This is a genomic window from Streptococcus didelphis DSM 15616, from assembly GCF_000380005.1.
Taxonomy (GTDB): domain Bacteria; phylum Bacillota; class Bacilli; order Lactobacillales; family Streptococcaceae; genus Streptococcus; species Streptococcus didelphis.
Genome location: NZ_KB904189.1, coordinates 149,277 through 164,660, shown reverse-complemented (window position 1 = coordinate 164,660; position 15,384 = coordinate 149,277). Strand labels below are relative to the sequence as shown.

General features: G+C 36.6%; 12 protein-coding genes and 1 tRNA gene. 8 read left to right on the top strand and 5 right to left on the bottom strand.

The window, feature by feature from the left end; translation table 11 throughout:
- Positions 1-32: 32 nt before the first annotated feature.
- Positions 33-593, bottom strand: coding sequence for an alkyl hydroperoxide reductase subunit C (gene ahpC / locus A3GU_RS0104805; protein WP_018366413.1), 561 nt, complete (start codon positions 591-593; stop codon positions 33-35).
- Positions 594-887: 294 nt separating this feature from the next.
- On the opposite strand from ahpC, the gene A3GU_RS0104800 reads away from it, so the two are divergent.
- Both A3GU_RS0104800 and A3GU_RS0104795 read left to right on the top strand, forming a co-directional pair.
- Positions 888-958: transfer RNA gene (locus A3GU_RS0104800), tRNA-Cys, on the top strand.
- Between the two features lie 173 nt (positions 959-1,131).
- Entirely contained in the window at positions 1,132-1,419 is a 288-nt protein-coding gene (locus A3GU_RS0104795) for a hypothetical protein (RefSeq protein WP_018366412.1), read from the top strand.
- 78 nt (positions 1,420-1,497) lie between these two features.
- Here A3GU_RS0104795 and A3GU_RS0104790 read toward each other — a convergent pair whose 3' ends face one another.
- The gene (locus tag A3GU_RS0104790) at positions 1,498-3,561 is read right to left on the bottom strand and encodes a cation:proton antiporter (protein ID WP_018366411.1); all 2,064 of its coding nucleotides are present in this window, start codon (positions 3,559-3,561) and stop codon (positions 1,498-1,500) included.
- 2 nt (positions 3,562-3,563) lie between these two features.
- Positions 3,564-3,833, bottom strand: a complete 270-nt coding sequence (locus A3GU_RS0104785) for a hypothetical protein (protein WP_018366410.1) — start codon at positions 3,831-3,833, stop codon at positions 3,564-3,566.
- Between the two features lie 384 nt (positions 3,834-4,217).
- Here A3GU_RS0104785 and A3GU_RS0104780 point away from each other — a divergent pair, with 384 nt between their 5' ends.
- Entirely contained in the window at positions 4,218-4,421 is a 204-nt protein-coding gene (locus tag A3GU_RS0104780; protein ID WP_018366409.1) for a cold-shock protein, read from the top strand.
- Positions 4,422-4,723: 302 nt separating this feature from the next.
- Here A3GU_RS0104780 and A3GU_RS0104775 read toward each other — a convergent pair whose 3' ends face one another.
- Positions 4,724-6,433 carry a catalase gene (locus A3GU_RS0104775; protein WP_018366408.1) on the bottom strand — a complete coding sequence of 570 codons (1,710 nt, stop codon included), beginning with the start codon at positions 6,431-6,433 and terminating at the stop codon, positions 4,724-4,726.
- A 325-nt stretch (positions 6,434-6,758) separates the two neighbouring features.
- Here A3GU_RS0104775 and A3GU_RS0104770 point away from each other — a divergent pair, with 325 nt between their 5' ends.
- The 4 genes from A3GU_RS0104770 (at position 6,759) to groL (ending at position 11,780) form a co-directional block, all read left to right on the top strand.
- Entirely contained in the window at positions 6,759-7,220 is a 462-nt protein-coding gene (locus A3GU_RS0104770; RefSeq protein WP_018366407.1) for a CtsR family transcriptional regulator, read from the top strand.
- Positions 7,220-9,667: an ATP-dependent Clp protease ATP-binding subunit gene (locus A3GU_RS0104765; RefSeq protein ID WP_018366406.1), complete on the top strand. Its 2,448-nt coding sequence runs from the start codon at positions 7,220-7,222 to the stop codon at positions 9,665-9,667. The genes A3GU_RS0104770 and A3GU_RS0104765 overlap by 1 nt, the downstream gene beginning before the upstream one ends.
- Before the next feature lie 137 nt (positions 9,668-9,804).
- Positions 9,805-10,095, top strand: coding sequence for a co-chaperone GroES (groES, locus tag A3GU_RS0104760; protein ID WP_018366405.1), 291 nt, complete (start codon positions 9,805-9,807; stop codon positions 10,093-10,095).
- 56 nt (positions 10,096-10,151) lie between these two features.
- Positions 10,152-11,780: a chaperonin GroEL gene (groL, locus tag A3GU_RS0104755; RefSeq protein WP_018366404.1), complete on the top strand. Its 1,629-nt coding sequence runs from the start codon at positions 10,152-10,154 to the stop codon at positions 11,778-11,780.
- A 162-nt stretch (positions 11,781-11,942) separates the two neighbouring features.
- Here groL and A3GU_RS0104750 read toward each other — a convergent pair whose 3' ends face one another.
- Positions 11,943-13,442, bottom strand: coding sequence for a C69 family dipeptidase (locus A3GU_RS0104750; RefSeq protein ID WP_018366403.1), 1,500 nt, complete (start codon positions 13,440-13,442; stop codon positions 11,943-11,945).
- Positions 13,443-13,733: 291 nt separating this feature from the next.
- Here A3GU_RS0104750 and A3GU_RS0104745 point away from each other — a divergent pair, with 291 nt between their 5' ends.
- Positions 13,734-15,371, top strand: coding sequence for a zinc ribbon domain-containing protein (locus A3GU_RS0104745; RefSeq protein WP_018366402.1), 1,638 nt, complete (start codon positions 13,734-13,736; stop codon positions 15,369-15,371).
- The last annotated feature ends 13 nt before the right edge of the window (positions 15,372-15,384 follow it).

Sequence of the window (15,384 nt, the reverse complement as noted above, 5' to 3'; positions counted from 1 at the left end):
TCCCCCTTTCTGATATGATAATAAGTTATGTTTTAGATTTTTCCAACAAGGTCAAGGCTAGGTGTAAGAGTTTCTTCGCCTTCTTTCCATTTAGCTGGACATACTTCACCTGGATGTTTGCGAATATATTGAGCTGCACGAACTTTATCAATTAAGGTACTTGCATCACGTCCAATACCATCAGCATTAATTTCAACCATTTGGATGATACCATCTGGGTCAATGATAAATGTACCACGTTGAGCAAGTCCGCTTTCATCAAGAACGTCAAAGGCTTGTGAAATTTGATGTGAAGGGTCACCAATCATAGTGTAAGTAATAGTTCCTACAACATCTGAATCGTCATGCCATGCTTTATGAACAAAGTGTGTGTCAGTTGATACAGAATAAACTTCAACACCTAATGATTTTAAAGTTTCATATTGTTCTTGTAAGTCACCAAGTTCTGTTGGGCATACAAATGAGAAGTCAGCAGGGTAGAAACAGAAAATAGACCATTTTCCTTTAATATCATCGTTGCTAACTTTTATGAATTCCCCGTTGAGGAATGCATCTGCTGAAAATTCAGCAATTTCTTTTCCGACTAATGACATATAAATGTCCTCCTTCATTTTGTTAACCGTATTATAGGAAAAGTTTTGAAAAATGTCCAAAGAAAGCGCTTCGATTTTTATTATAAAATTCAGAAAATTACACAGCTATTTTCTGTTTTTTCATAGGAAAATAAATGAGAATTGCTATAATAGGTCTGAAAGATTGCCAATTTTTTGAAAAAAGACTTTTATGAGAAAAAAATGTTATTTATTAAAGTGAAATTTTTTGTGGCCGGGCCCCTATAAATTTACCTTGACCTTTTTTTATTTTTAGAGTAAAATAATTACTGTTGCGGCGGTATAGCCAAGTGGTAAGGCACGGCTCTGCAAAAGCTTGATCGTCGGTTCAAATCCGTCTACCGCCTTTTATATACAAACGAAGCCTTGATTAACCTCGTAAAAACGTTGTTAAATCAAGGTTTCTTTGTTTTTGTAAAAGGACAGAAAAAGAAAAAACCGGCCAAAAACCGGCCATCATGGTAAGATTTTTAATTAATACATTAGATAGCTTTAGTTTGAAAGGATAGGTGCTATAGAGATGTTGAGTTTTAAACAAGTGATTAATCATTACACTAAGTACTATGTAGTCGGAGTCGTATTATTGTGGCTGGGAATCTTTTTTCTTCCTTGGGATATAAGCTTTCTTGGCTTTTCGGTTTATCTATTTGTCATGCAAAAATTATTTATAGTACTTGGTTTAATAGCTATTTTAATGGCAATTGTTGCTAAAAAATACTATTTGCTTATGTGGGGGCTACTCTTTATTTTTGCCTTCTGGATTAATATGTTTATCTTGTTTGCGGTCCTGCCAGTATTTGGTAACTGAATTAAAACGAAAAAGGGGACTAACCCCTTTTTTTAGTCTTGCTATTGTAATAGTTTTCTTGAGATAAGCTGAGCTGCTTTAGTTATTTCTATACTTAACAAGGTCATAGGCAAAGTTTGGAGAATTATCTCTTAAGGCATAGCTTTCCAATTCATTAACTTCTTCAAGATAGGTTTGAGCTTCTGAGGCAGTTAAGTCCCCTCGAGCTTCAAATTCATAAATCATTTGCCTTTCAAGATAATAACCGTGTAGTCTTTCACCACTAGTATCTGGAATGTAGTCTGTTATAACACGTTCTACAAATAGACCAGACTTAATTAATTCAGCATTTTGAATTCTTTGTTTTTGAAGGAAATTAACTAAAGAAGAGTTATAAAAGCCCTCCATATCTTCTAGAGTTTCTAGTATGAGCTCGGTATTATTTAAATAGAGATCAGTTAGGTTATCACGATTTTCTTGGCTTAAAGGGGCTTTCTTTTTCCAGAAGGAAAATTTTCGTTGACGAGGATTCCCAATGGAAATAAGTTCTCTCAAAATATGGCGGAGAGCCCTTACAAGAATTGTCAAGGTATAGCTGAAGCTGGAGGTAAAGCTGCGGTTAACCTGTCTTTCAAGTGACTTAAGATAGGAGTGGTAAATGCGATATTCAAATAAGGACATCTTCTTATGAGTAAAGGCATACTCTAGGCCCTCGCTTTCAATCGAAAGAATAAGGAGTTGTAGCTCAGCAAGGTCTTCTTTAACATTGTTTGGCTCTTGTTCCAAAATCAAATGCTCAATGCGGTGATTATAGGCATCCATAACATAATAAAGAGCAGCTTGATTGTCAGGCGCTAAACGGCTTTCGTCTCCTAATTTTTTGAGGACATTAACTAAAATAGAGATCTTGGTCAAATGGCTTTTGGGAGCAGTATCTAGGGGTGCCAACCTTGGTAAAATAACCAATCCTGTCAAAAAGCTTAAAAGAGTTACTGAACCGACAATAAAGAGGGTAAAGTTATTGATAAAGGGATCAATTTGTGGCAATAATAAAACAATTGCGATTGAAACGCTTCCTTTAACACCAGAAAAGGTTAAGAGATTAATGGCCTTTAGATATTTTCGAAGAGGCTTTTTAGAATGAAAACTTCTATAAAAATAGTAAGCAAGAAAAGCCAAGAAACGGTAGAAAAAGAGTAATGCTGTTAATCCAAAAACAAGTAATAAAAGATATAAATTACTATATTCTGGGCTTGTTAAAACGGGTCCGGTAAGTTTTGCGAGCTCCACCCCAAAGACCAGAAAGACAAAGCCATTTAAGATGAAATTGATGGTCTCCCAAATAATATTAGTTACACGGTCTACTTGGGCGTCAAAGAGGGTTACCTTCTTTAAACGGTTAGCCTGCAAAACCCCTGCAATGACAACAGCAATAATACCAGAAACATTTAAAAAAGAAGCAAGCAGATAAACAACAAAAGGCAGTGTTAATTCTAGCAAGAGGGCCCCAGTGACATCAGCTGCATCAAATTTCTCAAGTATTGATAGAAAAATCCGATTTAGAAGGGAAAAGAGTAAGCCGATAGCTATCCCTCCAACAATAGCTAAAAAGAGGTGAAAACTGGCAGTTGTTAGCGAAAAATACCCAGTGACCAAGGCTGTTAATGAGAATTGGAAGGCCACCAAACCACTAGCATCATTAAGGAGTCCTTCAGAGGTTAAAATGTTTTTAATGGTCTTAGGGAACCTAAAACGTTTAGCTAAAGATAAGAAAGCTACGGCATCAGTAGGAGCTAAAGCAGCCCCCATTGCAAAGCATAAGGCAAGAGGGATATCAATAGGTAAGAGTTCTCTTATACTAAAACCCATTAACAGGGTTGTGATTAAGACAGTGGGTAAAATAAGATAGATGACTAGGCCTCTATTTCTTAAAAAGCTCCTAACATCTGTTTCTTGACCTTCTCGGAAGTTAAGCGGAGCAATAACAAAGGCTAAAAAAAGCTCTGGATCTAGAACTAGGGCTTGTTTTTTATTAAAAATACCAAATAAAATACCAAATAGCAGTTGGATAGCAGGTAGAGGGATTTGAGGTAAAATTCTATTAATGACGTTTGATAATATAAGAGCTAACAAAAAAACAATGAGAAGGAGGGTAATTGACATCCTTATACCTCTCCTTGTTCTTTTGGAGCCACACTTTCTTTTATATAATCACTTTTAAGAGAAGCAATTTTTTGATCGATATGAGAAACATCGGCATGTTCAATCAGACGGTGGCAGCGTTCTTTTTCTAGAGCAATTAAGCGTTTTTTTAGTTTTTTTGCCTTGCGTATGTCTTGGCAAGTATAGTCTCCTTGTTTCAAGTTAGATAGGTCGTGGTCAACATATTTTTGGCGCATTTTTTGGATACGATTAGTAAGATCAGTATCAGTCATTGTTTCTCCTTTATTTCTAGGTACTTAGTTAGTAGGCAATGCTCAGAAGCTATAGTTGTGGGATATTTTAATAATTTATTTTTTTCTACTAAAATCAATCACTCAGAAGCTATAGTTGTGGGATATTTTAATAATTTATTTTTTTCTACTAAAATCAATCACATTGTAGCCTAGAATCTTCCTAAATACAACTAAAAAATTTGCTTATTATTTAAAGCGCTTCCTTCCTAATGTTTTAAAGTACTTTTAATGTTTTATATTGACAGACATGGTCTCTTTTGCTATACTGAGACTGTAAATTAGTTTTTGAGTAAATATATGTGTTTAACATCTTCATTTCTCTCTATTTTTACAAACAGCATTTTAGAAAGGAAGTGGATGTAAATGGCACAAGGTACAGTTAAATGGTTTAACGCTGAAAAAGGTTTCGGTTTTATCTCAACTGAAGAAGGTCAAGATGTCTTCGCACATTTTTCAGCAATCCAGTCTAATGGTTTTAAATCTTTAGACGAAGGACAAAAAGTGGAATTTGATGTAGAAGAAGGTCAACGTGGCCCTCAAGCAGTGAATATCACTAAATTATCTTAATCAGTAGATAAACAAATAAAATAAAGGCAGATAACGTGTTATCTGCCTTTTTGCTCTTTTTGTTAACTTGTAAGTGCTACTAGAGCTGGAAAGGATAAAAGCTATCCTTTCCTTTTTGATATTAAGAACACTGAGCCTGCGAGTTTTTAAAGCTTCAAATCTTCTTTTATAGGCATATCAAAATACCGGCTTTAAATTATTTTCAAAAAACTTCCCTGCTAAAATAGCAAGGAAGTTTTATTTTTTATAGACAGCTTGTAATATCCCAAAGGGTTTTAATCAGGATGCACAAGTTATCAGTCTTATAAGATATAAGGGTCCTTTTTCCAGTCAGATAGAAGTCTTGGGTCAGAAACATTTGTATCACGTCCTTGAGGTGGTAAATTACGTGCAGACTCCGGATCTGCTGGCATAGTGGGTTCTTGCAAGTGACTATTTCGTGCATTGTCTGCATCATTTTCTTCTCGGGATTTGTGTTCCATTGGTCTTAAATCGACCTCGTCAATATTGAGTCCTAGAGCTTTTGCGATACCCTTACCATATTCTGGGTCAGCTTGATAACAATGGTTAATATGACGGTGCTTAATTTGTAAGGTTGAATCTCCCATATTGCGTGCAGTATTTTCAAAAAGCACCAATTTTTGTTCCTCACTCATTGCCTTGAACAGTTTACCTGGCTGAGTAAAGTAATCATGGTCATCTTCACGGAAGTCAAAAGCATAGATATCACCACCTTCTTGAAGCGGTTCCTTCATTTCAGGATGGTCTGTCCAATTACCATAAGAGTTTGGGACGTAATGTAATTCAGAACCAAGATTACCATCGACACGCATTTGACCGTCTCTATGAAAGGAATGATAGTTTTTAACGCCTTTAGGGCTGTTGACTGGAATTTGGTGATGGTTAACACCTAAGCGGTAACGTTGAGCATCTGGATAAGCCATCAGGCGAGCCTGAAGCATTTTGTCAGGTGAAAAATCAATTCCTGGGACAATATTTGCAGGTGAAAAGGCAGCTTGTTCAACTTCAGCAAAATAATTTTCTGGATTACGGTTTAGTTCAAATTCACCGACTTCAATAAGTGGAAAGTCTTCTTTGTACCAAACTTTTGTTAAATCAAAAGGATTATAGGGCATATTTTTGGCTTCTTCTTCAGTCATAATCTGAACATACATTTTCCATTTTGGGAACATGCCTTTTTCAATAGCTTCATATAAATCGCGTTGACTTGCCTCACGGTCCATTCCCACAAGCATTTCCGCTTCTTGGTCAGTATAGTTTTGAATACCTTGTTGAGAAATAAAGAAGAACTTGTTCCACACGCGCTTGTTTTCAGCATTTATTAGGGAGTAAGCATGAGATGAATAGCCGTGCATATATCTTACAGATGATGGGATACCCCGGTCAGACATAACAATAGTTACTTGATGCAGAGCTTCTGGCAGAGATGTCCAGAAATCCCAGTTAGTATTTGCGGAACGCATATTTGTTCTAGGATCTCTCTTAACGGCGTGGTTAAGGTCAATAAAATGTTTGCCATCTCTAAAGAAGAATACAGGCGTGTTATTGCCAACCATATCCCAATTGCCTTCTTCAGTGTAAAATTTTAGGGCAAAGCCACGAATATCCCGTTCTGTATCTGCAGCTCCACGTTCTCCAGCTACAGTTGAAAAACGTGCAAACATTTCCGTTTTTTTACCAATTTCTGAGAAGATTTTTGCCTTAGAATATTTAGTTATATCAGCAGTTACTGTAAAGGTACCAAAAGCACCAGAACCTTTTGCATGCATCCGTCTTTCGGGAATGACTTCACGATTAAATTGGGCTAACTTTTCTTGAAGCCAAACGTCTTGTAACATGGCAGGCCCCCGTTTGCCAGCAGTCATGGTATCCAGATTATCATAAACAGGTCTACCTGCAGCTGTTGACATTCCAGGCTGCTTACCAACTCTTTTATTTTGAGAGCTTAAGTTTTCACCTAAACCATTCTTTTGTCTTGGGTCGTAGTTCATATGGTATCCTCCATTTCACTTATCAAAAACAACTAAAAGTTAACAATTTATTCAGTTACATTATAACACCAAAGAAAACGTTTGCAAGAAATAAAATCGGACTCTATGATAGATTAATTAAGTTTACAATACTTTTAATATTAATATCAGCTTAACTTTGATTCCAACAGATAGGCTTTATCTGTTTTTGCTATGACTAAAAAGCGTAACTATTAAGATTTGCTTTTCCTAAGCCTATTTTGTTATAATTAAAGTCAGTTTTAGTCAAAAACAGAACGGTATTGCTTAAAAGTGCTGAGTCTGTATGAGTTAAAGGAGTGAGTGCATGCCAAGCAAGAACGCGTCAGATAGTATTGAAGAATATATCAAAGAATTATTGGCACAATCAGGGATTGCGGAGATAAAGCGGTCACTTTTAGCTGATTCATTCCAAGTAGTGCCAAGTCAGATTAATTATGTTATAAAAACAAGATTTACCCAAAGTCGAGGCTATGAAGTGGAAAGTAAACGTGGTGGTGGCGGCTATATTCGTATTGCAAAAATCCACTTCTCTGATAAACATCATCTTATTGGGAATCTCGCAGCTAATATAGGTAATCGAGTTAGTGAACAAGTCTTCATGGACTCCATCCAGCTCTTGTTTGATGAACATTTACTAACCGAGCGAGAAGGAAATTTTATTTTGTCTATGGCAAGTGATGAGGTCTTAGGCAATAATGCGGGTGACATTCGTGCTCGCATGCTTTTCCAATTATTGCAACGTATAGACAGAAAGGGAAGCAATTAATGATAGACTATTCAGCAAAAATGCAAGAAATTTTTAAACATGCCCAGTTTCAGGCTGCTCGCTTTGACAGTCAATATCTTGAAACGTGGCACTTGCTTTTAGCAATGGTAGCTGTGGATAATTCTATTGCAGGGCTAATTTTTAGTGATTTTGAATCTAAAGTTGCCTTGGAAGAATATGAAGCTGCTGCTATCTTAGCAGTGGGAAAGCCACCTAAGGACCAGATTAAAGATATTTATATGAGGGTACAATCGCGTACTCTCTCACAAATCCTTGAGTTCTCAGATCTTATTTCTCAAGTAACAAAGGCTCATGAAGTTGGTTCAGAACATGTTCTTTTTGCTATCTTGTTAAATCCAGATATTATGGCTACAAGACTTCTCGAGTTAGCAGGCTTTAAAATAAAAGATGATGGGAAAGGTGGCTTACGTCTAGCTGATTTAAGAAAAGCTATCGAAATACAAGCAGCCTATAGTAAAGAAACCATTAAAGCTATCTATGAACTTAAACGCCCTAAAAAAGCAAGAGTAAGTAATGGTTTTTCTGAAATGATAAAACCAAGCCCTACAGCTGGGGACTTATCTGACTTTACGCGTGATTTAACAGAAATGGCCAGCCAAGGCTTGTTAGAACCAGTTATTGGTAGAGATAAAGAGATATCTCGCATAGTTCAAATCCTAAGCCGTAAAACCAAAAATAATCCCGTTTTAGTTGGAGATGCAGGTGTTGGGAAAACCGCTCTTGCTTATGGCCTAGCTCAAAGAATTGTTGATGGGGCTATTCCTTATGAGTTACAAGAGATGCGTGTTTTAGAACTCGATATGATGAGTGTTGTTGCTGGAACTCGTTTTCGTGGTGATTTTGAAGAACGTATGAATCAAATCATTGATGATATAGAAGCAGATGGGCATATCATTTTATTTGTTGATGAATTACACACCATTATGGGATCTGGTAGTGGGATTGATAGTACACTAGATGCTGCTAATATTTTAAAGCCAGCCCTTTCAAGAGGGACACTTCACATGGTGGGTGCTACGACCCAAGAAGAATATCAAAAACATATTGAAAAAGATTCAGCTTTATCTCGTCGCTTTGCTAAGATTCTCATAGAAGAACCAAGCACTGAGGAAGCCTATCATATTCTAATGGGACTTAAAAAATCCTACGAAGTCTATCATAATGTTCTTATTTCTAATGAGGCTGTAGAAAAAGCTGTTAAACTTGCACACCGTTATCTAACCAGTAAGAATTTGCCTGATTCGGCTATTGATTTACTAGACGAAACAAGTGCAAGAGTACAAAGTCTTGTGAAAAAGGAAAAGCCATCAGCTATCACTCCTATTGATCAAGCCATTTTAGAAGGTAATTTCAAGCAAGTTGCTAAACTGATTAAAAAATCACAAAAACAAGTTCTAAAACCAACTCCAGTGACACAAGAGCATATTATGTCTACTTTAAGTAAATTATCTGGTATTCCAGTTGAGAAAATTAGTAAAGCAGATAATCAAAAATATCTTAACCTTGAAAAAGAACTGCATAAACGTGTCATTGGACAAGATGATGCTGTTTCAGCTATTTCCAGAGCTATTCGTCGGAATCAGTCTGGTATTAGGACAGGAAGAAGGCCCATCGGCTCCTTTATGTTCTTAGGGCCAACAGGTGTTGGTAAAACAGAGTTAGCCAAGGCATTAGCAGAGCTTCTCTTTGATGATGAATCAGCCCTGATTCGTTTTGACATGTCAGAATACATGGAGAAATTTGCGGCAAGCCGTCTTAATGGAGCTCCTCCGGGCTATGTTGGCTATGATGAGGGTGGCGAATTAACTGAAAAAGTTAGAAATAAACCCTATTCGGTTCTGTTATTTGACGAGGTTGAAAAGGCCCATCCAGATATTTTTAATATCTTACTCCAAGTCCTTGATGATGGGGTTTTAACAGATAGTAGAGGCCGGAAAGTAGACTTTTCAAATACTATCATTATTATGACCAGCAATATAGGAGCTACAGCTCTTAGGGATGATAAGACAGTTGGCTTTGGAGTTAAAGACATCACCCAAGATTACCAGGCTATGGAAAAACGGATCTTGGAAGAATTGAAGAAGGCTTATCGACCTGAATTTATTAATCGTATTGATGAAAAAGTTGTCTTCCACAGTTTAAGTCAAGAAGACATTCGCCAAGTCATTATGATTATGGTTAAGCCATTAATTGCTACCCTTAAGGAAAAAGGGATTGAACTTAAGCTTCAAGCATCGGCTCTTAAATACCTTTCTGAACAAGGCTACGACAGCGAAATGGGTGCCCGTCCACTCAGAAGAACTTTGCAAACACAAATTGAGGACAAATTGTCAGAGTTGATTCTTTCTGGCCAATTATCAGAAGGTAAAACAATTAAAATTGGTTTGTCACGGGGCAAATTGAAGTTTGACATTCAAGAATTCTAAAATTTCTCAAAGAGTATGGAAAAACCATACTCTTTTTCTTGACTATTTTTGACCAAGTGTTAAAATAGAAAATGTAACTAGCACTCGTTGATGTAGAGTGCTAAAATTACTAAAACAGTTTAGATGGAGGAAATCTCATGTTAAAACCATTAGGTGACCGTGTGGTCGTTAAATTTGAAGAAGAAAAAGAACAGACCGTTGGTGGTTTTGTACTGGCAGGAGCTCATAAAGAATCAACACGTAAAGCAGAAGTTTTAGCAGTAAGTGAAACAGGAATACGCACAATTACAGGTGATATTGTAGCCCCTTCTGTTAAGGTTGGTGACCAGGTCCTTGTTGAAAGTGGACATGATTTAGAAGTAAGCCTAGAAAATGAAACGGTATCTCTTATTCGTGAGGCTGACATCTTGGCCATTATTACCAATTAAGAACTTCAAACAGAGAATATTACCAGTAGAATTTAAAAAAGAAAGTAGGTTTTTAAATGTCAAAAGAAATTAAATTTTCAGCAGATGCGCGTGCAGCAATGGTTAAAGGTGTGGATATTTTAGCTGATACGGTTAAAGTAACCCTTGGACCAAAAGGACGTAATGTTGTCCTTGAAAAAGCATTTGGTTCACCACTTATTACCAATGATGGGGTAACTATTGCTAAAGAAATTGAACTAGAAGATCATTTTGAAAATATGGGAGCTAAGTTAGTTTCAGAAGTTGCTTCAAAAACCAATGATATTGCAGGTGATGGAACAACCACAGCAACAGTATTAACTCAAGCAATTGTTCGTGAAGGATTAAAAAACGTTACTGCTGGTGCAAACCCAATTGGTATTCGTCGTGGTATTGAAATAGCAACTGCTACTGCTGTAGAAGAGTTAAAAGCAATTTCTCAACCTGTTTCGGGTAAGGAAGCTATTGCCCAAGTAGCAGCTGTTTCATCACGTTCTGAAAAAGTTGGAGATTATATTTCTGAAGCTATGGAACGTGTTGGTAATGATGGTGTCATTACTATCGAGGAATCTCGTGGTATGGAAACTGAACTTGATGTTGTAGAAGGTATGCAATTTGACCGTGGTTATCTTTCTCAATATATGGTGACAGATAACGAGAAAATGGTTGCAGACCTAGAAAAACCATTTATCTTAATTACAGATAAAAAGGTTTCAAACATTCAAGAAATCCTACCATTACTTGAAGAAGTCCTCAAAACTAATCGTCCACTCTTAATTATTGCTGATGATGTAGATGGCGAAGCACTACCAACCTTAGTTTTAAATAAAATTCGTGGAACCTTTAATGTAGTTGCTGTTAAAGCACCTGGTTTTGGTGACCGTAGAAAAGCCATGCTTGAAGATATTGCTATCTTGACAGGTGGAACAGTTATTACAGAAGACCTTGGCTTAGAACTCAAAGATGCAACCATTTCAGCCCTTGGTCAAGCAGCTCGTGTGACTGTGGATAAAGACTCTACTGTTATTGTTGAAGGAGCAGGAAGTGAAGAAGCTATTGCTAACCGTGTTGGTTTAATCAAATCCCAACTTGAAACAACCACTTCTGAATTTGACCGTGAAAAACTACAAGAACGCCTTGCTAAATTATCAGGTGGTATTGCAGTTATTAAAGTAGGTGCAGCTACAGAGACAGAATTAAAAGAAATGAAATTACGCATTGAAGATGCCTTAAATGCAACACGCGCTGCTGTTGAAGAAGGTATTGTTTCTGGTGGTGGTACAGCCTTTGTTTCAGTTATTGAAAAGGTTGCTAGCTTAGCCCTTGAAGGAGACCAAGCAACTGGACGTAACATTGTTCTTCGTGCCCTAGAAGAACCTGTACGCCAAATTGCTTATAATGCCGGCTATGAAGGTTCTGTCGTTATTGATAAGCTCAAAAATAGCCCTAGTGGTACAGGTTTTAATGCAGCAAGTGGTGAATGGGTAAATATGATTGAAACAGGAATTATTGACCCTGTTAAAGTATCAAGGTCAGCCCTTCAAAATGCTGCCTCAGTAGCTAGTCTTATTTTAACAACAGAAGCTGTTGTGGCTAATAAACCAGAACCAGCAAGCCCAGCAATGCCAGCTGGCATGGATCCATCTATGATGGGCGGTATGATGTAACCTTTTAAACCGACCATTCTTATAGACAGCAAAAAAAGAAGCTCTCATAGTGAGGGCTTCTTTTGAGATTTATGAAAAAGAAAAACTTTAGGATAAAAATAGTATAGCTAAGTCAACTTAAAGGAAACTTAACATTTTCTTTTACTAGGAATAAGCATTTCCTCATTTGGCCGTCTTGCTATCCTTGTTTTGTGAACTTTCTTTTTCTAGTCTCTTTTCAATCTCTTTTAAGTGCTTGAAGGTTTTTTCAGCACGTTCTAAGGATACCTGATTAGCCTTATCCTGAGCAGCTTTAGGATTTGTTTTAGCTAAGTCGGAAACCTCTTTATTAGTACTATCTTGTTCGGTCATCCAAGTCTTTTCAAGGCCATGGATATCATCAATAACTTGACTACCGAATTTTTTAGAATTAGCAGCAACCATGTCATTGATATGAGAAACTGTCCAGTACCAAGAGTCTTTATTATACTTCGTGCTATCTTGGTGGTAAGCCTTGTAGGTCTGGCTGATATTAGCGAGATAAGGAAGATAAGGAGCATTTCTAGGACTACCCATTGCTAGCCACATTACCCCACCACCAACTTCAGCAGGCATATCTTCTTTTAATTGGAAAATATGAGCTTCCATAACATTGGGATTTGAAATAGGATAAGCATAACCTTTAATAGCTGCCTTAGACTTAGGTTTTCCTTTACCGTCTAGTTCCATTTGGTCTAAAGGTTTTAAATCAAGCCCTTCAAAACGGTTACGCTGTAGCTTCATAGCATCTTCTAAAGTAAATTTCTTGCTGGTACTTTGCAAGAGCTCATAATAATCATCTTTGTATGTTACTTTAGAATCGGGATCAAGAGATTTGATACCTGAGAAGGTCCGTGAACGATTGGCATCTGCGAGAGGTGGATTATAAGATTGGGCAATATGGAATTGTCCATCGACTGTCTTGTAAGAATTTGCTTTTTGGGCAACTTTTTCGATACCAGTAGAAACAATTGTATTTTCCTTATCATTGAAGTTAACATGTCCTAAATAAAAAGTATTAGGAAAGACAGCGAATTTATCATCTGGGAACTTAATAGCTGCATATTGGTGTCCAGATAAGATTTCCATATACCAGACCCCATCTTTATCAGCCAGAGTAACAATATTACCTTCAGCAGAACCTTTTTCCCTCACGACCTTGGCAATTAGCTCAATCCCTTCTTTAGCTGTCTTAACCCTAGGTAAAACAAGACTAGCCATAGAAGATTCAGCTAAGCCATTTTTAATATAAGGATCTACCTTTAGTATCTTGTCATTAGCAGAGGCAGAAACTGTAGCTGACATTGAAACCCCGTATTCATTTGTACCTGCTTCGTCAAACACCCCTTCTTTGGGTGTCACATCAGGAACAGCTGTATACTTAAAAGAGTGCTTAGGTAGTGGGTATTCAAAGCCATTGGCCTGGTCTTTCCATTTCGCATCTGCCTTATTATCCTTAGCTTTTCTAACAATAAAGTTTTTATTATGATTGGGCTCTAAATCTTCAGTACGACCATAAAGGGTACTACCGTCACTTGTTAAGTTTTTTCCAATAATAAAACCTGTACAAGCATAGGCTGAGCTTTGAAAACTAAGTGTTGCTAAAAGAGCAAGGGCACATAAGCTTAATTTCTTTTTTAACATAATCATCCTCCGTATTTGTAGGCGCTTCCAGAGATATTATAAGTCAGTCTTACTAATTATTCAAGAATTTACCGTCAATAGGTAAAAATAGTCTTAATCTTCAGCCTAATTACCAGGTTTCACTCTGTAGCAAAAAATGCAATTCGTACTTAGTAGTAAAGTTAATAAAGTCATTTTTATACAAATTCATAGATTTTAGACACTTAAATAAAACAAAAACCTAAAAGCATAAAGAAAAACCCTAGCATTTTTGATATAATAAAACTTAAAATGAATGATTAGGAGAAAGTCATGAAAACCTTTTTACAGAAAAAATGGGTAAAAATAAGTAGCATTAGTATAGGGCTCTTATTATTTATTTTACTAATATTTGCTAGCTATTATTATTCAAAAACGAACTATATCAACCGCTATGTGAAAGCAAGATCTATTCACAATGGCCGTGTTTTTGAAAATATCAAGGAATATGTAATTTGGGATGATAACAATGAAAAAATAACTAATGATGAGGCTCTCTATGCGACCTTTCATCGGATTAATCCAGATCATGCACAAGAAGTTAAAAAGCAATTAAAAGAGGCTGATTCTAGTGACCAAGTTTATATAAAATCTATTGGCCGAAAGTTTCTGGTCTTTCCTGATTATCGCATAGCCATGAAACCCTTATCCTTAACCCTTAAAACCAACTTAAAAGGGGTTGATATTCTCCTTAACCATAAAAAAGTGACAACCACTAGCTCCGAAGATTTTTCAACGACACTCAAACGTCTACCAATTTCAGATTATACAGCTAGCATCTCTGGGACCTATCAAGGCAAAAGGATTGATGTCAAAAAAACTTATGATGGTAAGGATAATGTTTTAGATTTATCTGTTATCTTTAAAACATTTACAGTTACTAGTAATTTAAAAGATTCTGAGCTTTATTTTGACGATAATAGGATTGGCACCTTAAAAGAAGGACAATATCAAGTGAGTGATTATCCCGTCACACGAAAATCAAAAGCTTATGTTAAGAAACATTTCCCAGATGGGGAATTGGTGTCTAAAAAGCTTACCCTGGCTGATCATCCTGATAATTCAGACCTCAAACTGGATATTGATAATCTATTAACAGAAGAAGAAGCCGGTAAATACCTATTATCAGCCTTCAATTATCTGCTAACCTATATTAATACGGGTCAAGATGATACACACCTAGCAGAGCTTTTTGAGCAAGGAGCTAATAATGACTTCTATAAAGGCCTCAAAGAAAGTATTAAAGGTAAAATGGAGATGGATCAAAGAAAGGCCTCCTCTCTTTCGATTCCTAGTGTGGCCCTAAATAACCTCACTCAAGTAGGAAAGGAAACCTTCCTCTTAGATTTCTCAGCTGTTTATAATTTTATGTATGATAAGGCAACGGACCCTGAAAAGGGAACTTCTGGTCATATTACCCATGATTTAAATGGAAAACTTACCCTGAAAAAGGCAGGTTCTAAATACCTTATTAGTCAATCAGGAACAAAAAATATTTCTGTTACAGCCGAAAAAAATAACGTAAAAGCACCATCAGTCTTTCCAGAAGCCTTACTTGGTAGTTGGACAGGCCAAAAAGATGATACAACCTATACTTTGACCATTTCAGAAGATGGTAACATCAGAAAAAAAGTAAGCTTTAAAGATCCTAAAAAGCCTGCAGAAGAAAGCAGTGCCAAAGTAACTAAGGTGGATGAAAAACCAGGCCGTAATTACCAACTAACCTTTGAAAATGAAAAAGATAGTGCCATCATCATTATAGGAGGTGGTATAGGTGGTAGCGGCATAAAATATGCCTTTGGCCTTCACCAAGATGGTAAGACCCTAACTCCTATTATCTGGCAAGCAGGAGAACATGCAGAATTTGATTTCTCAAAACCACTGCCAGGACTTGCCCTAAATAAAGAATAAACAAAAGGACTTC